The organism is Sinorhizobium psoraleae (assembly GCF_013283645.1).
GTDB lineage: Bacteria > Pseudomonadota > Alphaproteobacteria > Rhizobiales > Rhizobiaceae > Sinorhizobium > Sinorhizobium psoraleae.
In genome coordinates this window covers 1,749,112-1,770,434 of the sequence record NZ_JABEKV010000001.1, presented here as the reverse complement: position 1 = coordinate 1,770,434, position 21,323 = coordinate 1,749,112, and the positions used below count along the sequence as shown (strand labels likewise).

The window sequence follows — 21,323 nt, the reverse complement described above, 5'->3', positions numbered from 1 at the left end:
GTCTTATCAAACCCGCAAGGGAGGTTCCAGCCGGGGTGGCGGCTGACATCCATTTACGCTTTGTGCCTATTCTCCACCTGGAACAAACCGCTGCTCGGGGTTTAGAGCATGGCAGGCCTGAAGGACCCGGTAAACGCGCTTGCGACCATCGGCCTGGCGCTCGGCGGCGTGTTCGGCATGGCCGGCACGATGACAAGCGATCCGAACCTGCAGGCGCTCGCCTGGGCGATCGACGGCAGCGGGCTGGTGATGGCCTCCGCCCTGCTCACCTTGAAATTCCACAGGATGGGAAGCGAGATCGTCGCCGCCGGCTTTCTCGTCTTTGCCATCGCCGAGGGCGTCATCATGTCCGGAACGGCGGCAGGCCCGAGCGCCAGCGTCCCCTCCTTCGGCGCCGGCATCGCCCTCTGGGCGACCGCGCTCCTCGTCACCAAGGCACTTCCCGACATGGGTCCGCGCCTTCGGCATCGTCGCTGCCGTCCTTTTCCTGGTGACCGCCGCACGGATTTTCGCGGGTGAACAGGTGCTGCCCACCGCCTCGCCGCTCCCCTTCTTCGCCTATCCCTTCCTCGTCGCCACCTTCGCCGGCTGGATCTGGTCACTCGCGCGGGAGAGCTGAGCGGACGATCGCGTCTCCACGCCGCCGCAACGGGAATTGGCGGAAACCGCCCTTCCCCTCACCCGCACGGCTGCTATCATCCGCGGGATGACCAAGGAAGCCGATGCCACGCCGCTCGCCGGCGGCGAGAGAAATGTTGTCAGCCGACGAGGCGGGGTCGTCATCCGCGAGACGGGCCCATGGGCTCCTTCGGTCCATTCCCTGCTGCGCCATCTTGAGGATGCCGGCTTCGCCGGCGCGCCGCGCGTCGTCGGAGACGGCTTTGACGAGCAGGGCCGCGAAGTCCTCACCTTTATCGAAGGCGATGTCATCAATCCGGCCCCCTGGTCGGACGAGGCTATTCACGCGCTGGGCGGCCTCATGCGTCGGCTGCACGATGCGACCGCCTCCTTTCGGCCTCCGGCAGATGCGCTCTGGCGCCCCTGGTTTGGCCGGAACGTCGGCACGCAGGACATCGTCGGGCACTGCGATGCCGCCCCCTGGAACGTGGTTTCGCGAAACGGCAAGCCGGTCGCGCTGATCGACTGGGAGGCGGCCGGTCCCGTCGACCGGCTGACCGAGATCGCCATGGCCGCCTGGAACAACGCCCAACTCTATGACGACGACGTCGCGGAGATGAACGGCCTGCCCGATGCCAAGCGCCGCATGCGCCAGGTGCGCATCTTCGCTGACGGCTACGCACTACCAGCCGGCGAGCGCCACCGGCTCGGCTACAGGATCATCGCGTTCGCAGCCGACAGCGCTGCGAACGAGGTGATTGAACAGCAGATCACGCCCGAAACCGAAATCGCCCCGCGCGTCTGGGGCATCGCCTGGCAGACACGCAGCGTCGCCTGGCTCATCCGCAACCGCGAGGCATTGGAGAAGGCGTTGAAGTGAGACGGATCGGACATGGCGGTGCCGATGCGAGGGGAGGCCGTCGCGGGCATTACATCCATTCGTCACGACTTCCGGGTAGCCTGTGTAACGGGAGGGTTCTGGCGGCTCCATCGTTTTGCCGCACAACCTGACACCACGCGCCTCGACGACAGCACGGGCAAGTGGCGCGGGTCAACCGAGGATGAAAAATGAGCAAGTCTGCCAACCTGGCTCTAGCAGCCCTCTTCGCGGCAACGATCGCCGCCGGCGCCTCTCCTGCATTTGCAGCGGGAAGCTACTACAAGGGCATATCGGCAACGCGCATCAATGACGGACACCGGAGCGGCAAATTCAACCCCGGAGCCAAAGGGGTGAACAAGCCGCCGCCGAGAAACGGCGCATACTACAAAGGCATTTTCCGCAGGTAGGAACGGGAAACGCTCCCGGCGACCGTGCTCCAAATCGCCTGCCGCTCAATCCACTCTCTGCCCCGCGCAAACGTCGCGCACACATGCGCGCAGCCAGCGATGCGCCGGGTCGGCGTCGAGCCGCGGGTGCCAGAGCATGGAAACCGTGATCTCCCGCGCGAAGACCGGCATTGGAAAACTGTGCATGCCGGCCCGGAGCGCTCCCGTATGCCGTTCGGGAACGCTGGCGATCAGGTCGGTGGCGCGGGCGAGCGCGAGTGCGGCGGCAAAGCCGCCGACGATCGTGACGATCTCGCGCTCCAGCCCGAGTGCCTCCAGCGCCTCGTCGAGCGGCCCCTTGTCGAGGCCGCGCCGCGAGACGAGCACATGCCGGCCGGCGGCATAGCGGGCGGGCGTCACCTCGCCCTCGCAAAGCGGGTGCCCCAGCCGCACCACGCCGACGAACCGGTCGCGGAACAGCGCCTGTGTTCGCACCTCAGGACTGATCGTCTCACCCACCACGCCGGTCTCGAGGTCGACGGTCGCCTCGCGAAGCGGCCCGCTGTCCCTGTCCGGTTTCGGCACGAAACGCAGCCGCACGCCGGGCGCTTCCCGGCCGACGCGGGCGATCAGGTCCGGCCCGAAATTCTCCACGAAACCGTCGCTGGTCCTGAGCGTGAAGGTTCTGGCCAGCCGTTCGAGGTCGAGCTTTTCCTGCGGCCGCAGCACCGCCTCCGCCTCCTCTACGAGCCGGCCGACCCGCTCGCCGAGTTCGAGCGCGCGGGGCGTCGGCACAAGGCCGCGCCCTGCCCGGACCAGCAGCGGATCGCCCGTCACCTCGCGCAGCCGCGCCAGCGCCCGGCTCATCGCCGATGGGCTGAGCCGCAGCCGCCTGGCCGCGCGGGCAACGCTGCCTTCTGACAGCAGCACGTCGAGGGTGGCAAGAAGATTGAGGTCAGGTTTCGACATGCGCCGACTATAGCCCATGGTGACATGGCGTCAAACGCACGAATGAAGTGCAAATGATGCGCATTCCGCCATGCCTTGCGAAGGACTACCTTTTCCGTAACCCCCAAACGCAGGAAATGGAGTTCACAGCGATGTCGATCACGACACGGCCAGCCGGGACGCCCCCCGAAACAGGCGCCGGAACGGGCGAACGGACGCCCTCCTTTCGCTGGGCGCTTGCCGCCCTTTCCCTCTCGATGCTGCTCTCTTCGCTCGGCACCAGCATCGCCAATGTCGGCCTGCCGGCGCTGGCCGAGGCGTTCGACGCCTCCTTCCAGGAGGTCCAGTGGATCGTGCTTGCCTATCTGCTCGCCATCACCACGCTCATCGTCAGCGTCGGGCGGCTCGGCGATATGGTCGGCCGTCGCCGGCTGCTGCTTTCCGGCATCGCGCTCTTTACCGCAGCCTCCGCCCTTTGCGGCATCGCGCCCTCGCTTTCAATACTGATCGCGGCGCGGGCGGCGCAGGGTCTCGGCGCGGCGGTCATGATGGCACTTGCCATGGCGCTCGTCGGCGAGACGGTGCCGAAGGCAAGGACCGGCAGCGCCATGGGGCTGCTCGGAACGACGTCCGCGATCGGCACCGCCCTCGGCCCCTCGCTCGGCGGCCTCCTGATTTCCGGTCTCGGCTGGCGGGCGATCTTCCTCGCCGGCGTGCCGCTCGGCATTCTGACGATCGTCATCGCGTTTCGCGCCCTCCCCGTGGATCACAAGCGGCGTGAAGGCACGCGGCCGGGCTTCGACACCCTCGGCACGTTGCTGCTGGCGCTGACGCTTGCGGCCTATGCGCTCGCCATGACGATCGGACGCGGAAGCTTTGGTCCGCTCAGCATGAGCTTCCTGTTGGTCGCGATCGTCGCAGGTGCCCTCTTCGTGTTCGTCGAGGCGAGAACCGCCTCGCCCCTGCTCCGGCTGACGATGTTCCGCGATCCGGTGCTCTCCGCCGGCCTGGCGATGAGCGCGCTGGTCTCGACTGTGATGATGGCGACGCTGGTGGTCGGGCCGTTCTACCTCTCCCATGGGCTCGGGCTCGATGCGGCCCGCGTCGGCCTCGTCATGTCAGCCGGCCCACTCGTTGCGGCACTCGCGGGCGTACCCGCCGGCCGCCTGGTCGACCGGCTCGGCGCGCAGCCGATGACCGTCGCCGGGCTTGCCGCGATCGCCGCCGGCGCCTTCCTCCTCTCCCTCATTCCGGCCGGGTTCGGCATTGCCGGTTATATCGCGCCCATCGTCACCGTGACCGCCGGCTATGCGCTGTTTCAGGCCGCCAACAACACAGCCGTGATGAAGGATATCGGATCGGGCGAGCGAGGCATCATCTCCGGCATGCTCAACCTCTCGCGCAATCTCGGCCTCGTCACCGGCGCCTCCTTCATGGGAGCGGTCTTCGCGCTCGCCTCAGGCGCAAGCGAGATCGCCGCGGCAACCCCCGAGGCGGTGGCCACCGGCATGCGCATCACCTTCGCCGTCGCCGCAGTCCTGATCGTCGCCGCACTCGTCGTCGCGGTCACCAGCCGCGCCTTCGCAAACCGCACTGCGGTTCCGGGTGACGTAACGTAAGCCGCTCGGCCGGACGCTTTTCCGGGCGCGCCCATTCCGGGCGAACCGCCGCGTCATCGACATATCGGGCGACGGCCCCAACAATGCCGGAGCTCCGGCACCGCTCGCCCGCAACTACACCATCGCCCAGGGGATCACCATCGACGGACTCCCGGTCATGCTGAGGAGCGCGCCGGATACGGCATCGATCGCGGATCTCGACGTTTATTACCGGGAGTGCGTTATCGGCGGTCCCGGGGCTTTCCTGTTGAAGGTGAAGCACATCGACGAGTTTGCCGCGGCGATCCTCGCCAAGCTCGTCATCGAGATTTCAGGGCTGAAGGTGAGCCGCTACGGGCCGGATGAGCCAAAGCCAAGTCCTGTCCGGTACGGGCAACCTATAATTGCTTCATCGGCGAGGAACTGCAGGAGCGCTCGATCGGCCGGTAGATCATTTCATCGCTTCGCTCACACGACAGTAGTGTGCAGCGCCTCGTCGGTCTCCTCCGATCCTTATTCCCGTGCTCGTCACTCTCGTCTCACCAGCTCGGCCGAGCGTTCCGTGCAGGGCGACCAGCCACGTGTGAAGCCCATGCCCATGGCGATCTGGGCCAGCGCCAGTTGCTCGCGCAGATGCTTACAGTCGGCGAGCAGCGTGCGGATCGTCGCTTCGGCGTCGCCGTCGTGCCAGGCGAGCGCGGCCGCAACTTCGTCCAGCCACTCGTCGAATTCCTCGATATCGGACCGCTCCGCGGCAGACATGAATCCTCCTTCTCCGTGCATAGACGGAGTTCTCTCTTCAACAGTTTCAGATTGGCGGCCGCATCGCCGATGGATGTTCTTATTATGTTCTCTTTGGGGCGGGAGTCAATCGCGTTTCGCGAAGCGGGCGGTAATGTTGTCACGCAATTCCGGACGGAAAACCGCTGCACACTTTTCCTGGAATTGTTGAGTTAAGTGCTGCGCAATTCCTGACGGAAAACCGCTGCGCACTTTTCCTGGAATTGCTGGGTTAAGTGCTACGCAATTCCGGACGGAAAACCGCTACGCACTTTTCCTGGAATTGCTTAGTTGAGCCGTTCGCCGAAGAACGCTTGCGGAAACAATGAGAACATCGGCTTCTTGCGAAGTTCGACCGGGGAACGGCTCCGCATGGCGAGCCAATGCCGCACCGCCTGCTGCGGCGGCTCGCCGGGTGCAATCGCGATCGACCGACCCATGAGGTCGAGGCGGCGGCCGCGATAGCCAAGGTCGGCCGGGTGCCGGCCGAAGCGGGACGGGCCGAAATCGACGCACCAGCGCTTCCGGTGTGGGAACCGTCTCGCGGGGCCTGCCGCAAAGAATGCCCAGACGTCGATGTCCTTGAGCCCGTTCACGCCGTCGAGATAATGCAGCGCACCGCCCTGGGCGAGGGCGAGAAGGAGCAGGCGATCGCGATAGAGGCCGGCGACGGGCGCGCGATCGAAGATGGCGGCTAGCGTGCGAAGGGCGACGGCCGCGATCTCCTCGAGGTCTTCCGGCGTGAGCCGTTCATAGGATCTTTCGCTGACGTCCTCCATCGTGGACACCGTTCTCCTGCGTGCTCCAGACTTAGCGCGGAGCGCGGGATGTTGCGTGGCCGGGCAACGATGGTCCGGCGGACGGGTATTGTGCAAAGGTGCTGGCGAGGCCAAGCGCGTCGAGGCCGCGCCTAGCCGCGATTCGGATCGCGAAAGAACCGTTATCCCTCCGCTTCCCAGACCGAATTGGCGTCGCGGATGACCTTCCTGATCTTCTTCTCCTTCTGCCAGTCGCGGCCGATGTCCTTGATGACCGGGCGCTTTTCGGGTGAGAAGATATAGCTTTTCTTGTTGCGGACGTATTTTTCGAGGGTCGGGTTCACGCCGTAGTAGAATTGCTTTTCCGGGTCCTTCGCGGGGTCCATCAACCTCGCGCACTCCCTCATGAACTCGCCTCTGAGAAGCGACGGCGAGGTGGTGAAGATCGGGAAGGCGCTGAACTTCGGGATCTTGATACCGAACAGTCGCACATATTCGTTGCGCTTGTGAAAATGGCCCTTCTTCGCGATGTCCCATTTCTGCTCGGCGGTGTGGAAAGACACCTGCGCGATCGAGGCATTCCGGAAGGCGGTGAAAACGTCCGGGCCGATGTCGGTCAACGCGACCCAATCGTCTTCGAGGTGCAGGACGAACTCCGCCTTTGTGGCCGACCAGAGCCGCCGCACGGCGCCGGCGAAGCTCGGCGTTTCGGGCTCGAAAACGATGGCTGCCGGAAACCGGCGCCGGACGAGATCGAGGCAGGCGGCATGCGCGTCCTCATCCCCGAAGATCGGATCGAGGTTCATGTAGACATTCTCGATCTCGAAGTGATCGAGCATCCGCTTCGACAGGCTTTCGAGCGTGGCGGCCAACAGATCGGGGCGCCGCGAGGCGACAATGCAAACGTCGATTTTCGGCATCGATGATCGTCTTGCGGTTGAGGGGGCCGAGGGTGTACACGCTTGTCATCCACGGCGTGTGGCTTGACAACAGAAACTGGTCAGGCGCCGCTCATATAGTCGCCTCAACAACAGCGTGCAACAGGGAAAACATGGCTCGCGTGAGTATCGCCGTCCCCACCTACAACGGTGTCCAGACAATTTCCGAAAGCCTGAATTGCCTGCGCGGGCAGAGCTTCGAGGACTTCGAGGTCATCATCTGCGACAACGCCTCGACCGACGGCACCAGCGAGATCTGCGCCGAATTTGCGCGAAAGGACCGACGGTTCCGCCACGTTCGCAGCAACATCAACGTGCCGGTGATGGAGAACTTCAAGAAGGCGCTGCACCTCGGCGAGGCCGCTTATTTCATGTGGCGGGCAGACGACGACCTGACGGACGAGAACCATCTCGAGGCAACCGTGAATGCGCTCGACCGCGACGGCGATGCCCGGCTGGCCGTGACCCCGGTCCACCGGATCAACACGTCGACCGGACGGGAGGCCGATTACCCGCTGCCGGTGAGCGAAGGTTCCGATCGCCTGTCGCGGGCGAAGGCGATCCTGCTCGGCTGCCATCCGAGCTGGTTCTACGGCCTGTGGCGGCGCAATGCCGTCATCGAGGATATCGCCGTGCTCAGGGACTATCCCTATGCCTGGGCCGCGGATCACCTGACCACGATGCGGGCCATGATCAACGGCCAGGTGGCGTTCGCGCCCGAGGCCACCTTCACGCAGCGGATCATGCGTGAGGCGAGCTATCACCTGCAGCCGGCGGAGCGGCTGGCGGCGCGAAGGAAATATGTCGAGATCGCACGCCGCATCATCGCCGAGACGAACTACACGGCCAGGGAGAAGATCGTGTTGAAGAAGGCGCTCGAGCAGCACGCGAACAAGCGCGTGGCGCCGTGGTTCAGAATGTACAAGCGGGCGCTCAGGCAGAGGATCACGGCGATGTTCTCGCCGGCGTGACGCTTGCGACCGCCCGGTCGCATGGGGCGTCATTCACGGCACCGACGCGCCGCGGCTGGATTCCTGTAACGAGCACGGGAACGAGGTGAGGCGAGGACGCCGTCTCGGCCCCTCAAGGGCCGCAGCAATGGCGTTGCGCGGCGGCCGCCCGACCCCAGCCCCCTCTCCGCGTCGGCGCGCTCCAGTTTTTTTGCAGCAAACCGGCATCGCCACTTGATCCGCCGGTGGCTTTTCCGCTAGCGATGCCCAGCCGCTTTGCTCAGTGGGGGATCATCGGATCATGGAAATTTTTACGTCTGCCGGCTTGCTGGCACTTATGCAGGTTATTGTCATCGACCTGGTGCTTGCCGGGGATAACGCCGTCGTCATCGGGCTTGCAGCCGCCGGGCTTCCGACCGAGCAGCGCAAGAAGGCGATCCTCGTCGGCATTCTCGCCGCGACCGTTCTTCGTATCGCACTGGCGAGCGTTACGGTCCAGCTTCTCGAAATCATCGGCCTGCTGCTTGCCGGCGGTATCCTCCTGCTCTGGGTCTGCTGGAAGATGTGGCGCGAGTTGCGCGCCAGCGTCGGCGAAGGCGCCGGCCACGGGACCGGAGAGGTTCACAAGAAGACCTTCGCGCAGGCGGCGATCCAGATCGTCGTTGCCGACATCTCCATGTCGCTCGACAACGTGCTCGCGGTTGCGGGTGCTGCCCGCGAGCATCCGACGGTGCTGGTGATCGGCCTCGTCCTTTCGATCGCGATGATGGGCGTTGCAGCGGGCTTCATCGCCAAGCTGCTCAACCGCTATCACTGGATCGCCTATGTCGGTCTGGCGATCATCCTCTATGTCGCGGTCGACATGATCTACCGCGGATCGATCGAGGTCTGGCCGCACGTCGCGCCGGCCGTCGCGGCGATCGCGGGCTGATTTCCGGCAAGTGCCCGATGCAGCCCCGTCGGCTGCATCGGGACGCAGACCCGTCCGGGCGCGTGCGCGCGGCGCTGTTCGGGTTCGGGGCTCAAAAACGGGGGCGCGCGCAGGCCTTCCCTCCTGCCGTCATCCTTGGGTCAAGCTCGAGATGGCGGTGGCACGCGGGATGGCGGGGAGCCAGACCCGCGTCGGCGGCATGATGATCGAGCGGGTGCCTTTCAGATTGCCCGGCGCATTTCCGGCCGGAAAACCGTTACACACCTCCTGGAATTGTTCTTTGAAGTGACGCAATTCCGGACGGAAAACCGTTGCACACTTTTCCTGGAATTGCTGTAGCCTGCGGCCGGCCAACACCGGAGGGTATAGCGATGGCGACGGTGCTCCTGTTTCATTCCGTCTATGGATTGCGCCCGCTCGAGCGGAATGCGGCGGCGCGTTTGCGCACGGCGGGCCACACGGTCATCACGCCCGATCTCTATGAGGGCCGGGTCGCCAGCTCGATCGATCAGGGCTTCGAATTGAAGGAGGAGATCGGCTGGGCGACGCTCTGCGAGCGCGCGGAGAGAGCGGCTGCGGATCTGCCAGCAGAGACGGTGCTTGGCGGATTTTCCATGGGTGCCGCGGTCGCCGCGCATCTCTGGGCGAAGCGGCCCGAGACGGCCGGCGTGCTCTTCCTCCACAGCATTGCCCAGATACCCCATGATGCGCGCCGCGGCCTGCCGCTGCAGGTGCATCTTGCCGACCCGGATGTTTTCGAGCCGGCGGAGGACGTGGCGGCCTGGCGGGCGATCGCCGAGGGCGCGGGAATTGCCGCCGACGTGTTCAGCTATCCCGGCGCCGGGCATATCTACACGGATCCGAGCCTGCCCGACCACGACGCCGAGGCGGCGGAGCGCACCTGGGCGCGCGTCGCGAACTTCCTCGCGGCTCTCTGACGGGAGCGCGATGGGCCTACTCGGTTCGTCCTCCTGCTGCTCGCTTCATTGAAACGGCGAAATCCAGCCTCTTGATTTGACGCAATTCCGGACGGAAACGTCGCACACTTCTCGGAATTGCTCTAATGATGCGCTTCCGGCACGCCGGGCTCGCCGAGATCCCAGTAGATCCCTGCCATCAGCGCCAGACCTTCACGGGCGATCACGAGCGGCAGATGCTCGTTCGGCGCATGCTGGGAGCACCCCGGATAGGAGTGCGGGACCCACACTGTCGGAAGTTCCAGGATATCGGCGAAGATGTCGTTCGGCAGGGATCCGCCGAGGTTTGGCAGAATGGCGGGCCTCTTGCCTGTCGTGCGAACAATCGACTCCACAGTCCAGCTAACCCATGGATGCCCGGGATCCAGTCGTGTCGCGTGAAAAACCGCATCGTTCGCTTGAGCGATCCGCACATGGGAAAAGCCGTGGCGGTCGAAGTGCCGTCTGAGCGCCGGAAGGACATCCTCGACATCGACGCCGACGACGAACCGCAGCTGACAGCGCGCCCAGGCTCGCGGCGGAATCGCGCCGACGGGCGTCTTCGGGTTCCCGGCTTCGAAGGCGAGGATCGCGAACGAGCACCACGCGAACAGTTTTTCCGCCGGCGTCAGGCCGGGCTCACCCCAGTCGGGATCGATTTCGGGATCGTCGGCGCTGGCCTCCATCTCGCAATCGGCGAGAACGCGCCGAACATCGTCCGGGATGAACTTCGGAAGCCATTCCGGAATCCGGATCTGGCCTGTCGGCCCGGTGAGGCTTGCAAGCGCATGGGCAAGCTGTATTGCCGGATCGGAAAGAAGACCGCCCCAGTTGCCGGAATGGTGGCCGCCCTCGCGTGCCTCTATCCAGACATCGAAGCTGATGGCGCCACGCGAACCCAAAAAGACCGTTGGCCGCGCGGCCGAGAGCCGCGGCCCATCCGAAGCAATCAGCACGTCGGATCGGAACAAATCCTTGTGGGTGGTCGCCAGTTCGCGAAGGCCCGGCGAAAGCCTCTCTTCTCCCATTTCGATCAGGTATTTGGCGTTGAAGCCAAGTCTGCCGCGCGTCTCCAGCACGGCCCTGATCGCACCGATGTTGATCGAATGCTGCCCCTTGTTGTCGGCGACGCCGCGTCCGTACCATCGGCCTTCGCGTTCGGTCATACGCCAAGGCGACAGACCTTCATGCCAGCCCTCGTCGAGACCGCGAACCACATCGCCATGACCGTAGCCAAGCACGGTCGGCCTCGCCGGATCCTCGATGCGTTCGGCAAAAAGAAAAGGCCAGTTGCCCTCGGATAATGTCTGGCAGGCGAACCCGAGTGCTTCGAAGGCCGGCTTGATCTCGGTTTCGATGTACTCGGCCAGCACTGGCGCGCGATCCGGATTCTGGCTCTCCGTCGGCAGGGCGACACGGCGCGCCAGATCGTCCCGGAAAGCACCGGAATCGAAGTGAGCCTCGGCTCTCGCTATGGCTGCATCGCGGGTCATGCAACAACATAGCACCGGACGAGGCGAGCCGGAATGCATGGCGGCGGCGCGCGCCTTGTTCGCCGCCTGTCATTTCGCGAATTTTCGTGCGCCGACGACGCAGAGGATAATTGCCACCGTGACCGCGAGCATGAGCAGGCTCACGTCTTCGTGGAGCAGGGTCGCGGCCAGGGCCAAGCCGAAGAACGGCTGCAGCAACTGCAATTGCCCGACGGCGGCGATGCCGCCCTGTGCCAGTCCGCGGTACCAGAAGATGAAGCCGATCAGCATGCTGAAGAGGGAAACATAGCCGAGGGCGACCCAGCCGGGCACGCCCACCTCCGCGAACGACGACGGCATCAGGAAAAGCGCGATCGAGAGCATGACGGGCAAGGACAGGACGAGCGCCCAGGAGATGACCTGCCAGCCGCCAAGGGTGCGCGAGAGCTTCGCGCCCTCGGCATAGCCCAAGCCGCAGACCACGATGGCGGCGAGCATGAGGGCGTCGCCGACAGGGGACGCCGAGAGGCCCTGCGCGAGCGCAAAGCCGATGACCAGCAGGCTCCCCGTGACGGAAAACATCCAGAAGGCGGGACGAGGACGTTCGCCGCCGCGAAGCACGCCGAAGGCCGCCGTTGCAAGCGGCAGCATTCCGACGAAGACGATCGAGTGTGCCGACGTCACGTGCTGGAGCGCCAGCGCGGTCAGCAGGGGAAACCCGACGACCACACCCAGCGAGACGACTGCCAGGGAGAGGTACTGGTCGGCGGCGGGCCGCTTCTCCCTGAAGGCAACCAGGAGGCAGAGGGCAAGGAGGCCGGCGATCGCGGCCCGGGCGACGGTCAGGAACACCGGGTCGAAGTCGAGCACGGCTGCCCGCGTCGCCGGCAGCGAGCCGCTGAAGATCAGCACCCCGAGAAAGCCGTTTATCCATCCGGTCGTCGTCTTATCCATGGGTCGTTCCCTTTTCCGGCCTGCTTCTTTTGCCGGTATCCGCTGAAGCCGCCGGAGCATTCTGTTTTCAAGCGGAAGCATTGAAAGCAGAGGAGATGCTCTGGCCCCAAAGTTCCAGAGCGTCCTTTGCACGTTCATATGAACGCGTGGCGCTCTGGCGCCGCCAGAGACAATCCAGTACAGTTCGACAAAACTGTTGTGCTTCAGGGAGCAGTACGGATGGGCGCTACAGCAACGGGTGCAGGCGGCGGAACGCGCATCACGGCGGTGATGAACGCCATCCGGCAACGCATTGCCAACCGCAGCCTGACGCCGGGGGGCAAGCTGCCCTCGGTCCGGGCCTTCGCCACGACCATGCAGGTCTCGACCTCGACCGTGGTGGACGCCTATGAACGCCTGGTCGCCGAAGGCGTCATCGCTTCGAGGCCGGGCTCCGGCTTTTATGTCTCCGGGCAGGTGGCGCCCCTCGCCCTTGCCGAGATCGGCCCCCGGCTCGATCGCGCGATCGATCCGCTGTGGATCTCCCGGCAATCGCTCGAAAGCAGCGACCAGACGCTCAAGCCCGGCTGCGGCTGGCTTCCTCCTTCATGGATGCCCGAGGCGGCATTGCGGAGAGGCCTGCGCGGCCTGTCGCGGGCAGGCGACGCCGCACTTACCGACTACGGGACACCGCTCGGTTTTCCGCCGCTCCGCCAGTTGCTCGCGCGGCGCATGATCGAGCGCGGCATCGAAGCGCCGCCCGACTGGATCATGCTCACGGAGTCGGGTACGCAGGCGATCGATCTCCTGTGCCGTTTCTTTCTCGAAACGGGCGATACCGTGCTTGTCGACGACCCGTGCTACTTCAACTTCCACGCCCTGCTGCGCGCCCACCGCGCCAGGATCGTCAGCGTGCCATATACGCCGACGGGGCCGGACATCGAAGCTTTCGCCCAGGTGGTCGCCGAGCACCGGCCGCGCCTCTACATCACCAATTCCGCCATCCACAATCCGACCGGCGCCGTGCTATCTCCCGTCGTTGCCCATCGGGTCTTGAAGCTTGCGGACCAGTTCGACCTGACCATCGTCGAGGACGACATCTTTGCCGATTTCGAGCACACGCCCGCGCCAAGGCTGGCGGCGTTCGATGGTCTGAGCCGCGTCGTCCATATCGGCAGCTTCTCGAAGACCCTGTCGGCCTCGGCGCGCTGCGGTTTCATCGCCGCGCGCCCGGAATGGATCGACGGACTGGTGGACCTCAAGATCGCGACATCGTTCGGCGGCGGACGCCTGTCGGCTGAGCTCACCTACAACGTGCTGAGGGACGGCGGCTATCGCAAGCACATGGAGGGGCTGCGCGCGCGGCTCTCACGCGCAATGGCCGAAACCGGCTCCAGGCTTAGAAAGCTCGGCATCGAACCCTGGCTGGAGCCGCAGTCCGGCATGTTTCTCTGGTGCCGCTTGCCCTCGGGGCTCGACGCCGCCGACATTGCCCGGGAGGCTCTGGCGGAGAACGTGGTGCTCGCGCCCGGCAACGCCTTCAGCCTTTCCCAGTCGGCTCAGGAGTTCATGCGGTTCAACGTTTCGCAATGCCTGGACGATCGCGTGTTTGAGACGCTTGGACGAGCGATCGACAGGCGGACGTCGCGAGTTTCTTTGGTTCGAGCATGAGCACACGAACTGAAGTGCGTCTTATCAGACGCGCAAAGGTCGCTGTAGCACTTTGAATTGCTGCATGTTTTTATCCTTAAATCGGCTACGATTTAAGGAAACATGCAGTAGGCAGCATTCAGCTGCCGTCGTGTCCTGTGATGAAGCGATCTACCGGCCGATCGAGCGCTCCTGCAATTCCTCGCCGATGAAGCAATTATAGGGCTGCCCGTACTGGACAGGACTTGGCTTTGGCTCATCCGGCCCGTAGCGGCTCACCTTCAGCCCGGAAATCTCGATGACGAGCTTGGCGAGGATCGCCGCGGCAAACTCGTCGATGTGCTTCACCTTCAACAGGAAAGCCCCGGGACCGCCGATAACGCACTCCCGGTAATAAACGTCGAGATCCGCGATCGATGCCGTATCCGGCGCGCTCCTCAGCATGACCGGGAGTCCGTCGATGGTGATCCCCTTGGCAATGGTGTTGTTGCGCGCGAGTGGTGCCGGCGCTCCGGCATTGTTAGGCCCGTCACCCGATATGTCGATGACGCGGCGGTTCGTGCGAAAGGGGCTGGCCCGGAAAAGCGTCCGGCCGACCGCGAGCGTATTGGAGATCGAGGTGAAGGCGATGCGTCTCAGCGGCTGACGCTGCAAGGTCTCGGCGAATTCCCGCGCGCTCGCAGCGTCGTGGAGCAGCGTCCAGGGTACGACCTGAACCGCCTTGCCACCCCATTCGACATAGGTGACGGCAATCCTGCCTCGCGGCCCGCCGCGCAGTGCCTTGATCACCTCCTGACTGCGGAACGCCTCCACATAGCCGGCTCGCTGGACGCGGAGCTCCTCCATTTCCATCGAGTAGGAGACGTCGACCGCGATGACGAGTTCGAGATCGACGGCAACGGTGTCGGCGGACCCGGCTCCGCCGAGGAGGCAGAGAGCAGCAGCAAGCGGCCATCGGCGTTTCATCATCGCAGGTCACCTTGGCGCGACGCAAATCCACGCTGGATTACGATGTGATATTATCCTCAAATTTCAGGAAGCACGCATTGATCTCAACAGGCCGGCCCGTCCGGCCGAGAGGGCGATTTCCGCGCTTCCGACGCTGAGCGTGATACGGCCCCGCAATCGCGATTAGCGTAACTGACGCCGTCACTCTCCGTCATCCACAGTCACCACGGGCTTGCCCCGAGGATCAAGCACAGGCCAGCCGACGACGCCCGCGAGCGAGATTCTCGGATCAAGCCCGAGGATGACCGAACAAGAGGAAAGGCCCGGCGCCAAACAACAATGTGGATGGCGCTACAGCCCGCTCGACCCACGTCGCGGCTTCGGCAACGACCGGCAATGCCCCTCAATCGTCGTCGGCCGGGCAAGGCCATTTGGCCGGCGCCGAAAGGCCGGCCGGGAGCTTGGTCGATGCGTCGCCGCAGGCGAGGTCGATCTGCGCCTGTTCAAGCCCGGTCGCGGCCGAAAGGTCGAGGCCTTCAATCCGGGTCAGGAACAGGAAGGCGCGGTCGAAATCGATCGGCCCTTCGAAGATCGCGCCGCTGAGATTGGCGCGCGAGAGATTGGCCATCGAAAATTTGGTGCCCGTCAGCACGGCCTCGGTGAAATCGGCGCGGCCGAGTTCGGCCTTCTCGAAATCGGCGCCTGTCAGGCGCGCGCGCGTGAAATCGGTGCGCTGCAATTCGGAGCTGACGAAGGACGCGCCCTCGGCGGAAATGCCGGAAAAATTGCCGCGATAGGCCTCGACCCTGGTGAAATTCGCCTTGTCCGCGACGGCGCCGGCGAGCGAGGCGCGCACCAGCGTCGCCTTTTCGAGATTTGCCGAACGAAGCATGGCCCGCCTGAGATCGGTGAGCGTGAAATCGGTATTGGCAAGGTTGCTCCCCTGCAGGTCGCTGCCGCCGAGCATGAGCTGCCGCTTGTTGCAATCATGCCAGTCCGTTTCCGGTCCGGTGGAGCTCTTGCAGTCCGCATTCTGAGCATGGCCGGCGAAGGTCGAGACCGCCATTGCAACGACGAGCGCCGCCGCCCCAAGCACGAGCGACGATGCACGGCCCGTCGTCGAATCGCCCGCTCCTCCTGCTCGCGAAATCAAACCGGTCGAGCCTCCCGACGTCTTGCCCGCGATGTCCATCCTGTTGCTCCAACGCCTCGTAACAAAAAGAATTTTCCAGCAATTCAAGGCGTTACACCGATCATTGCCCGACAGAAAAGACACGCAATGATCGCCTTCGTCAAGACCGTGCGCGCGTCCGGACGCATACCGGGAGCGCTCGCGGCACGCCGAGCGGGATGGGAAAGTGTGAGCGGTTTCCGCCCGCATCCCGCTCTACAGCGCCGCGCGTCTTATGAGACGCGCAAAGGACGCTGTAGAACTTCGAATTGCTGCATGTTTTTGTCCTTAAATCGGCGACGATCTAAGGAAACATGCAGTAGGTTCTTAGAATCGATGACATGATTTTACGCTCAAGCCGGGCTCGGCTTAAGCGATTATGCAGGCGACGATTCACGAAATCGGGAACGGCGGCCGGAAACCGCCGAAACCGTGCGTCAGGCCTGGACGCCCTGGATGGCGGAGACCTGCCATTCGGCGCCGGGCTTGCGCTGGAAGGTCCAAAGCTCGACCGCCTCGGTGAGGTTGTCGGCGTCGCCGCTGACGACGCGGCCGGTCGAGCGCTCGCGGATCACGTCGATGCTCTCGTAGCGCATCGCAACGGTCGCGTAATCGGTGCCGTTCTCCCGCCAGGCTTCCGCGACATCGCCCTGGACGAGATGAACGTCGCGAACCTCGTTCTTGAGCCCGGTCGTCGCGTTCTCGCTCAGTTCTTCGGCGAGATAGGACATGGCCTCCGGCGTGGTCAGCCGACGCAGCGCCGCATAGTCCTCGGCGCCATAGGCCGCCTGCACCTCCTTCAGCATCGTCTCGAAGCGATCGAGGTCGCGCTGGGTGATGCCGATTTCATCCGTCTTGCCCGACGCTGCGGCGGAGGAGTGTGCGGCGGCGGAAGCCGCGGTGGCACCCTGCCCGCTCGCGCTCGCGGCCCTTCCCTTCCCCTCGCCTATGCTGCCCGTTCCCTCGCCGATGCTCGGGATGCGGAAGGACGGCATACCGGAAGAAGCGGCGGAGGAGCGGGCCGAGGCACTGGCGCCGGAATAAGCCGGGCGCCGGCTGCCGCCGAGGAACCGCATCGCCAGCATGATCGCGCCGATGATCAGCCCTACCTGCAGGAGCAGGCCGAGGAAGCCGATGCCGCCGCCAAGGCCGTGGCCGAGAAGCATGCCGATCAGGCCGCCCATCATCAGGCCGCCGAGCATGGAGCCGCCGAAGCTGTTGAAGAAGCCGGGCCTCTGGTTGGTCCGATTCTGCGCCGCTGGGTTGGTCGCGGGATTGGTCGTCGGAGCGGGCCGCGGCGTCATCGTCCGCTCGATCGGCGCGGCATTGGTCGGCGCCGTGCGGGTCGCCGGCGCGGTGGAAAAAGTGCGGCTGCCGCGCGAGCCGAAGCCGCCGCCCGCCCGCCGTGCCTCGGCCACGTCGACCACCGTCATCATGACCGTGAGGCCAACCGCGACCATTGCCAGAACTCGTCCAAAACGCTGCATGCCATTCATTCCCGTTGTTCCTCCAGCCGGCGGTCCCGGCCCGTGCATGGTTCAAAGAGAAACCATGCAGCAATTCAAACTGCTGCAGCGACCTTTGTGCGTCTGAAGAGACGCACGGCGCTGCAAAAGGCCATATAGCGATTTCCGGCGTCAAGTTTAAGGGCATAAGTCGGATTTCCCTGCCTTGCGGTCGCCGCGACACGCTCCTCATTCCTGTGCTTGTCACAGGAACCCAGCAGCGCCGCGTTCGCGGCGCGGAAGACCGAGCCGGCCGATGCACAGAATGACGCTAGGAATCATGCGCCAGGGTGCCGATCGTCGATGCCCTTACCAACCTCCGTTTCCGACAAAACGAGAGTCAATCACGGTGCGCGCCGTGGCTAGATTCCTGTGACAAGCACAGGAATGACGGAGTGCATTGGTCGCCGCAGCCGAAGTCCCCAGGAAAGACGCAGTGGTCCCCAGACTCTTAAGCCGGCCGGCCAAGCGCATCGGTCCGGTAGGATTGCGTCCTGAACTTGTTGAGGAAAGCCGTGAACATGCCGGACGTGCTCTCGATGATCGTCGCTCCGTCCTGCCAGATGCCGTTCTCGGCGGCGAAAGGGGATGTGACCGGGTCGCCCTGGTTCTGGTGGATGTTATGGACGCCGAGGCCGACATTGAAGGGCTCGCCGAAGACATAGCAGCGCGCGGCATTGGTCAGCACCCCTTCGAGATCGGTCAGCGCGTCGATGCCGAGACCCTTGTTCCACGGCGGGTTCCAGCGGATGAAATCGAGAAGGCGCGAGAGGAAGCTGTTGTGTCGGACGAAGAGGATGCCGAGCGGCGGGTGCAGCATCGGCGAGCGGATATAGTCGAGCGCGCCGGAACTGTCGTTCGAGGCAAGCGTGTGCCACCCGTTGGCAAGCTGGCTGAACTGGCTCATGGCGCCGGCGGCAAGCGCAACCACGCGCCATTCGATCCCGTTCGGCATGTTCTTCGGATCGACGTCGATTGCACAGTGGTAAGGCCCCTGCGGCGTGCCGACGATCAGATTGCCGTGGTAGTAGCGCCCGAAATCGTCGGGATCGTCGCGAAAATAATCGAGCTTCGTGCCGATCACGAGCCCGTAGCCATCCTGCAGCGGCATGTCGCGCCCTCCCCGGTTAAAGCGGGATGAGGAAAAGTGTAAAGCGGTTTTCCGCCCGCATCCCGCGTCTAAAAAAGCGGGATGAGGAAAAGTGTGAAGCGGTTTTCCGTCCACATCCCGCGTCTAAAAAAGCGGGATGAGGAAAGGCGTGAGGCGGTCTTCCACCTCCCAGTGAGCTTACCATCGGTTGTGAGCTTCCGGTAGTATTGCCGGGCCGCTGCAACTCTTCGGCACCTCTCAGGTCAGGGTTCCGGTATTCACGACTTAATTAGCGTTTTGAAACGGAAGTTTGCGCGCGACATCGCGGCACTCTACGATCTCCGCGTCGACCCGGAGGAACGCGTTCAATTCCAAGCCGTAAGGCTGCATCGAGAATACCGGTCGACAATCGACTGCTGCGTGATTTTCTCAGCCCATTTAAGGACAAAATCATGCAGCAATGCACAGTCGGCGACCTTTGCGGATAACACGCGAGGTCCGGTCGATGACCACGGTGCCGCGAGTGACGCGATGGATGCGGCATTCGCGAGCGATCGAGAGTGATGCTTCCCAATGGGCCTGATGATTAGGCCTCACAGGAGTTTGCGTGCGCAAGGTGAAGGTGTTTTCGGCCACGGTCGGCGAGAGCTTCGGCAAGACCATCGAGAACTTCGGCGACAATCTGATGGCCGATATTCTCCAGAACCTGTTTTCGGTCGATCCGGTCTATGTCGAACCCGCGCACGCGGAACTCATCGGTGTCGGCAGCATCATCGACGCCTACTATCGATACAGCCGCAAGAAATATGCGTTCTGGCGCAAGCGCCCCTGGAGAACACTGCACGTCTGGGGCTCGGGTTTCATGCACGCCGGTACACCGGCGCTCTGGCCGCAACGCCTCGTCTTTGATGCGGTTCGCGGCGAATTGTCGAAGGCAAGGGTCGCGCCCGACCGCGACATCGCCCTTGGCGATCCAGCCATCCTGTTGCCGCTGATCTGGCCCAGGAAAAACGTCGCCACGTCGGAAGTCGTGGTCATCCCGCACTTCGTCACCTACCAGACCTTTCTGGAGCGCTATGGAGCGTCCCTGCCCAGGCACTGGAGGGTTCTCAACCTTCTTGGCGACCCGCAGAAGATCTGCGAGGCGATCTCCGCCAGCGACCTGGTGATATCCAGCAGTCTCCACGGCCTCATCGTCGCGGACGCCTATGGCGTGCCCTCGATCTGGATGGAGCCCCACGGCAGGATAAAGGGCGACGGTTTCAAGTTCGCGGATTACTTCAGCTTCCGCGGCGCACCCCTCCCCGGCCCCGTCGATTTCGAAAGCCTGCTCACGGCCGGCGGGGTCGACAAGGCCGGCAACGCTCCCGCAGTTCCATCCACGGAGACGATTGATCGCCTGATGCGTTCCTTTCCGTTCCGTTGAGGCCGTTGCGTCAGAGCCGCGAAGGATGACCCCGCGCTTGCGGTTGCTGCTGCCGCACAGTGGATCGACGTGGCAAACCGCATCCTCCTCGCGAGTTGGGTATACCGCGTCAAGTCATTCACGGCGCGGGCGCACCGTGGCTGGATCCGTGTGGCAGGCGCAGGGATGACGGAGCGTGTTGTCATAGCGGAGCCAAGTAATGGCCGGGGGTGTTCACGGTCGCGGTTCGCGCTTGGGTGTCAGCCGAAACGTGATCGTTGGGATCGCATTTCGAAATCGCGCGTTTTTCCCGGAGAAACAACGATCTAGGAGTACCGGGCCCCAAAAGGCCGTACCGGATCCGAGGAAGGTCGAAACGCGCAAGCCTTACAGCCCGCACGAGGGAGTACCAATCCCGGCTTCAGATTACGATGTGAAGCGTTTGCCAGTTGCCAAGCATCTAGAGGATTTGCTGCCCGGCGAATGCAAGTGGCCCCTTAACCACGGTGGCCCATACCTTTTCTGTGCTGCCAAGGCTGCCGGAAAATACTGCCAACACCACCAATCCAGAGCGCTTGCAGGCCATCGCATTACGAAGTCGGGAAAAGCATGAAGAGATCACGTTGGTACGGAATCCGCGTCGCACCGGCTATCGGCGCATGGCGGCCGCCGACGATCGCCTGCCGCAAAGCCGACGCATCCTCAGGTTGGTAAGCCGCGTGGCCCAGCCGGGAGCCTGCAACGAGCGCAATGGTTGCTAAGTTGTTGGCATGCTGCCAACTGGTGACCCGAAACTCGCATTCAAAATTATCGCCACCACCGCTGTCTGCGGATTCGTAGCAATAGTGATCGCAGAGTGGTTCGGTGGTGTCGTTGCGCTTTTTGCAGGGGCAATTGGCTTTATCGAATCTCTCGCGTATTTCGCGTTGACCGAGCTAGGTAAAACGCGAGCGCGCAGCTGACCACCAGATGATCGCCGTCTATGCGGCGGGTGAGGCAAACACCAGGACAATGGCGATAACGATCAGCAGCGGCCCCATCCATCGAAAGTGCCTTGTGAGTTGAGCGAGCCAAGGAACCTGAGTGTTCGTCTGAACGTAACCAAAGCCCGCAGCGGTCATCCAGAGACCGGCGCAAAACATGATGATCTGGTCAATGTAGGCCATCTTTCATCCCCCAGTTGCGATTTCAGGTGCTACGGCGAGGCAAATTCGCGCGTCTTGTGGGCCAAAGGCAAGAATTAAGATCCAGCGCCATTGGTAGTGGCGACCTTTGCCTCCCGCCGGAGAGGAGGATGAATCCGGTAAACATTTCCGCAGGCAAGGCAACTGGTAAGCCGCGTGGCTCATACGAAGCACCGGGCGGATTCCCGCGCAAACTTACGCTGGGATTATCGAATTAACCAG

Annotated in this window: 21 protein-coding genes and 1 pseudogene; 11 read left to right on the top strand and 11 right to left on the bottom strand. The window is 63.8% G+C overall.

Annotation, left to right across the window (positions count from 1 at the left end):
- The first annotated feature begins 108 nt into the window (after positions 1-108).
- The 3 genes from ILFOPFJJ_RS08315 (at position 109) to ILFOPFJJ_RS08305 (ending at position 1,905) form a co-directional block, all read left to right on the top strand.
- The gene (locus tag ILFOPFJJ_RS08315) at positions 109-519 is read left to right on the top strand and encodes a hypothetical protein (protein ID WP_246299502.1); all 411 of its coding nucleotides are present in this window, start codon (positions 109-111) and stop codon (positions 517-519) included.
- Between the two features lie 187 nt (positions 520-706).
- Entirely contained in the window at positions 707-1,498 is a 792-nt protein-coding gene (locus ILFOPFJJ_RS08310; RefSeq protein WP_173510200.1) for a phosphotransferase enzyme family protein, read from the top strand.
- A 188-nt stretch (positions 1,499-1,686) separates the two neighbouring features.
- A complete protein-coding gene (locus tag ILFOPFJJ_RS08305) occupies positions 1,687-1,905 on the top strand; it encodes a hypothetical protein (RefSeq protein ID WP_173510029.1) in 219 nt (72 codons plus the stop codon).
- Between the two features lie 45 nt (positions 1,906-1,950).
- Here the strand turns inward: ILFOPFJJ_RS08305 and ILFOPFJJ_RS08300 are convergent, their stop codons facing one another.
- Positions 1,951-2,853: a LysR family transcriptional regulator gene (locus tag ILFOPFJJ_RS08300; protein ID WP_173510028.1), complete on the bottom strand. Its 903-nt coding sequence runs from the start codon at positions 2,851-2,853 to the stop codon at positions 1,951-1,953.
- A 131-nt stretch (positions 2,854-2,984) separates the two neighbouring features.
- On the opposite strand from ILFOPFJJ_RS08300, the gene ILFOPFJJ_RS08295 reads away from it, so the two are divergent.
- Both ILFOPFJJ_RS08295 and ILFOPFJJ_RS34965 read left to right on the top strand, forming a co-directional pair.
- Positions 2,985-4,451: an MFS transporter gene (locus ILFOPFJJ_RS08295; protein ID WP_246299500.1), complete on the top strand. Its 1,467-nt coding sequence runs from the start codon at positions 2,985-2,987 to the stop codon at positions 4,449-4,451.
- A 55-nt stretch (positions 4,452-4,506) separates the two neighbouring features.
- Positions 4,507-4,707, top strand: a pseudogene (locus ILFOPFJJ_RS34965) (DUF1194 domain-containing protein); the annotation flags it as partial.
- A gap of 251 nt (positions 4,708-4,958) precedes the next feature.
- Here the strand turns inward: ILFOPFJJ_RS34965 and ILFOPFJJ_RS08285 are convergent.
- The 3 genes from ILFOPFJJ_RS08285 to ILFOPFJJ_RS08275 form a co-directional block, all read right to left on the bottom strand.
- Entirely contained in the window at positions 4,959-5,192 is a 234-nt protein-coding gene (locus ILFOPFJJ_RS08285) for a hypothetical protein (RefSeq protein ID WP_173510026.1), read from the bottom strand.
- Between the two features lie 305 nt (positions 5,193-5,497).
- The gene (locus ILFOPFJJ_RS08280) at positions 5,498-5,989 is read right to left on the bottom strand and encodes a hypothetical protein (protein ID WP_173510025.1); all 492 of its coding nucleotides are present in this window, start codon (positions 5,987-5,989) and stop codon (positions 5,498-5,500) included.
- 161 nt (positions 5,990-6,150) lie between these two features.
- Positions 6,151-6,888 (bottom strand): glycosyltransferase family 2 protein, encoded by a 738-nt coding sequence (locus ILFOPFJJ_RS08275; RefSeq protein ID WP_246299499.1) that lies wholly within the window; start codon positions 6,886-6,888, stop codon positions 6,151-6,153.
- A 140-nt stretch (positions 6,889-7,028) separates the two neighbouring features.
- Between ILFOPFJJ_RS08275 and ILFOPFJJ_RS08270 the strand changes: the two genes are divergently transcribed.
- The 3 genes from ILFOPFJJ_RS08270 to ILFOPFJJ_RS08260 all read left to right on the top strand — a co-directional run bounded on the left by ILFOPFJJ_RS08270 (position 7,029) and on the right by ILFOPFJJ_RS08260 (position 9,725).
- Positions 7,029-7,877: a glycosyltransferase family 2 protein gene (locus tag ILFOPFJJ_RS08270; protein WP_173510024.1), complete on the top strand. Its 849-nt coding sequence runs from the start codon at positions 7,029-7,031 to the stop codon at positions 7,875-7,877.
- Between the two features lie 280 nt (positions 7,878-8,157).
- The gene (locus ILFOPFJJ_RS08265; protein WP_173510023.1) at positions 8,158-8,787 is read left to right on the top strand and encodes a TerC family protein; all 630 of its coding nucleotides are present in this window, start codon (positions 8,158-8,160) and stop codon (positions 8,785-8,787) included.
- 365 nt (positions 8,788-9,152) lie between these two features.
- Positions 9,153-9,725 (top strand): dienelactone hydrolase family protein, encoded by a 573-nt coding sequence (locus ILFOPFJJ_RS08260; protein WP_312032691.1) that lies wholly within the window; start codon positions 9,153-9,155, stop codon positions 9,723-9,725.
- A 122-nt stretch (positions 9,726-9,847) separates the two neighbouring features.
- Here ILFOPFJJ_RS08260 and ILFOPFJJ_RS08255 read toward each other — a convergent pair whose 3' ends face one another.
- Both ILFOPFJJ_RS08255 and ILFOPFJJ_RS08250 read right to left on the bottom strand, forming a co-directional pair.
- Positions 9,848-11,236: a M20 family metallopeptidase gene (locus ILFOPFJJ_RS08255; RefSeq protein WP_173510021.1), complete on the bottom strand. Its 1,389-nt coding sequence runs from the start codon at positions 11,234-11,236 to the stop codon at positions 9,848-9,850.
- A 69-nt stretch (positions 11,237-11,305) separates the two neighbouring features.
- Positions 11,306-12,169: a DMT family transporter gene (locus tag ILFOPFJJ_RS08250; protein WP_173510020.1), complete on the bottom strand. Its 864-nt coding sequence runs from the start codon at positions 12,167-12,169 to the stop codon at positions 11,306-11,308.
- 198 nt (positions 12,170-12,367) lie between these two features.
- On the opposite strand from ILFOPFJJ_RS08250, the gene ILFOPFJJ_RS08245 reads away from it, so the two are divergent.
- Positions 12,368-13,819 (top strand): aminotransferase-like domain-containing protein, encoded by a 1,452-nt coding sequence (locus tag ILFOPFJJ_RS08245; RefSeq protein ID WP_376741389.1) that lies wholly within the window; start codon positions 12,368-12,370, stop codon positions 13,817-13,819.
- 150 nt (positions 13,820-13,969) lie between these two features.
- Here ILFOPFJJ_RS08245 and ILFOPFJJ_RS08240 read toward each other — a convergent pair whose 3' ends face one another.
- From ILFOPFJJ_RS08240 to ILFOPFJJ_RS08225, 4 genes are all read right to left on the bottom strand, one after another.
- The gene (locus ILFOPFJJ_RS08240) at positions 13,970-14,767 is read right to left on the bottom strand and encodes a DUF1194 domain-containing protein (RefSeq protein WP_246299497.1); all 798 of its coding nucleotides are present in this window, start codon (positions 14,765-14,767) and stop codon (positions 13,970-13,972) included.
- A 382-nt stretch (positions 14,768-15,149) separates the two neighbouring features.
- Positions 15,150-15,812, bottom strand: a complete 663-nt coding sequence (locus tag ILFOPFJJ_RS08235) for a pentapeptide repeat-containing protein (RefSeq protein WP_173510197.1) — start codon at positions 15,810-15,812, stop codon at positions 15,150-15,152.
- A 542-nt stretch (positions 15,813-16,354) separates the two neighbouring features.
- Positions 16,355-17,404 carry a Tim44 domain-containing protein gene (locus ILFOPFJJ_RS08230; protein ID WP_173510196.1) on the bottom strand — a complete coding sequence of 350 codons (1,050 nt, stop codon included), beginning with the start codon at positions 17,402-17,404 and terminating at the stop codon, positions 16,355-16,357.
- Positions 17,405-17,873: 469 nt separating this feature from the next.
- On the bottom strand, positions 17,874-18,533 hold the full coding sequence (locus ILFOPFJJ_RS08225) for a DUF2278 family protein (protein ID WP_173510018.1): 660 nt from the start codon (positions 18,531-18,533) through the stop codon (positions 17,874-17,876).
- Between the two features lie 586 nt (positions 18,534-19,119).
- On the opposite strand from ILFOPFJJ_RS08225, the gene ILFOPFJJ_RS08220 reads away from it, so the two are divergent.
- Positions 19,120-19,938, top strand: coding sequence for a polysaccharide pyruvyl transferase family protein (locus ILFOPFJJ_RS08220; RefSeq protein ID WP_173510017.1), 819 nt, complete (start codon positions 19,120-19,122; stop codon positions 19,936-19,938).
- Positions 19,939-20,423: 485 nt separating this feature from the next.
- Positions 20,424-20,678: a hypothetical protein gene (locus ILFOPFJJ_RS08215; protein ID WP_173510016.1), complete on the top strand. Its 255-nt coding sequence runs from the start codon at positions 20,424-20,426 to the stop codon at positions 20,676-20,678.
- 219 nt (positions 20,679-20,897) lie between these two features.
- On the opposite strand, the gene ILFOPFJJ_RS08210 is transcribed toward ILFOPFJJ_RS08215, so the two are convergent.
- Positions 20,898-21,083: a hypothetical protein gene (locus tag ILFOPFJJ_RS08210; protein WP_136507703.1), complete on the bottom strand. Its 186-nt coding sequence runs from the start codon at positions 21,081-21,083 to the stop codon at positions 20,898-20,900.
- Between the last annotated feature and the right edge of the window lie 240 nt (positions 21,084-21,323).

What these genes read in the sequence shown, in the direction of transcription:
- ILFOPFJJ_RS08315 (WP_246299502.1), top strand. Translation starts at nt 109, where the DNA reads ATGGCAGGCCTGAAGGACCCGGTAAACGCGCTTGCGACCATCGGCCTG.
- ILFOPFJJ_RS08310 (WP_173510200.1), top strand. Translation starts at nt 707, where the DNA reads ATGACCAAGGAAGCCGATGCCACGCCGCTCGCCGGCGGCGAGAGAAAT.
- ILFOPFJJ_RS08305 (WP_173510029.1), top strand. Translation starts at nt 1,687, where the DNA reads ATGAGCAAGTCTGCCAACCTGGCTCTAGCAGCCCTCTTCGCGGCAACG.
- ILFOPFJJ_RS08300 (WP_173510028.1), bottom strand. Translation starts at nt 2,853, where the DNA reads ATGTCGAAACCTGACCTCAATCTTCTTGCCACCCTCGACGTGCTGCTG.
- ILFOPFJJ_RS08295 (WP_246299500.1), top strand. Translation starts at nt 2,985, where the DNA reads ATGTCGATCACGACACGGCCAGCCGGGACGCCCCCCGAAACAGGCGCC.
- ILFOPFJJ_RS08285 (WP_173510026.1), bottom strand. Translation starts at nt 5,192, where the DNA reads ATGTCTGCCGCGGAGCGGTCCGATATCGAGGAATTCGACGAGTGGCTG.
- ILFOPFJJ_RS08280 (WP_173510025.1), bottom strand. Translation starts at nt 5,989, where the DNA reads ATGGAGGACGTCAGCGAAAGATCCTATGAACGGCTCACGCCGGAAGAC.
- ILFOPFJJ_RS08275 (WP_246299499.1), bottom strand. Translation starts at nt 6,888, where the DNA reads ATGCCGAAAATCGACGTTTGCATTGTCGCCTCGCGGCGCCCCGATCTG.
- ILFOPFJJ_RS08265 (WP_173510023.1), top strand. Translation starts at nt 8,158, where the DNA reads ATGGAAATTTTTACGTCTGCCGGCTTGCTGGCACTTATGCAGGTTATT.
- ILFOPFJJ_RS08255 (WP_173510021.1), bottom strand. Translation starts at nt 11,236, where the DNA reads ATGACCCGCGATGCAGCCATAGCGAGAGCCGAGGCTCACTTCGATTCC.
- ILFOPFJJ_RS08250 (WP_173510020.1), bottom strand. Translation starts at nt 12,169, where the DNA reads ATGGATAAGACGACGACCGGATGGATAAACGGCTTTCTCGGGGTGCTG.
- ILFOPFJJ_RS08240 (WP_246299497.1), bottom strand. Translation starts at nt 14,767, where the DNA reads ATGATGAAACGCCGATGGCCGCTTGCTGCTGCTCTCTGCCTCCTCGGC.
- ILFOPFJJ_RS08235 (WP_173510197.1), bottom strand. Translation starts at nt 15,812, where the DNA reads ATGGCGGTCTCGACCTTCGCCGGCCATGCTCAGAATGCGGACTGCAAG.
- ILFOPFJJ_RS08230 (WP_173510196.1), bottom strand. Translation starts at nt 17,404, where the DNA reads ATGCAGCGTTTTGGACGAGTTCTGGCAATGGTCGCGGTTGGCCTCACG.
- ILFOPFJJ_RS08225 (WP_173510018.1), bottom strand. Translation starts at nt 18,533, where the DNA reads ATGCCGCTGCAGGATGGCTACGGGCTCGTGATCGGCACGAAGCTCGAT.
- ILFOPFJJ_RS08210 (WP_136507703.1), bottom strand. Translation starts at nt 21,083, where the DNA reads ATGGCCTACATTGACCAGATCATCATGTTTTGCGCCGGTCTCTGGATG.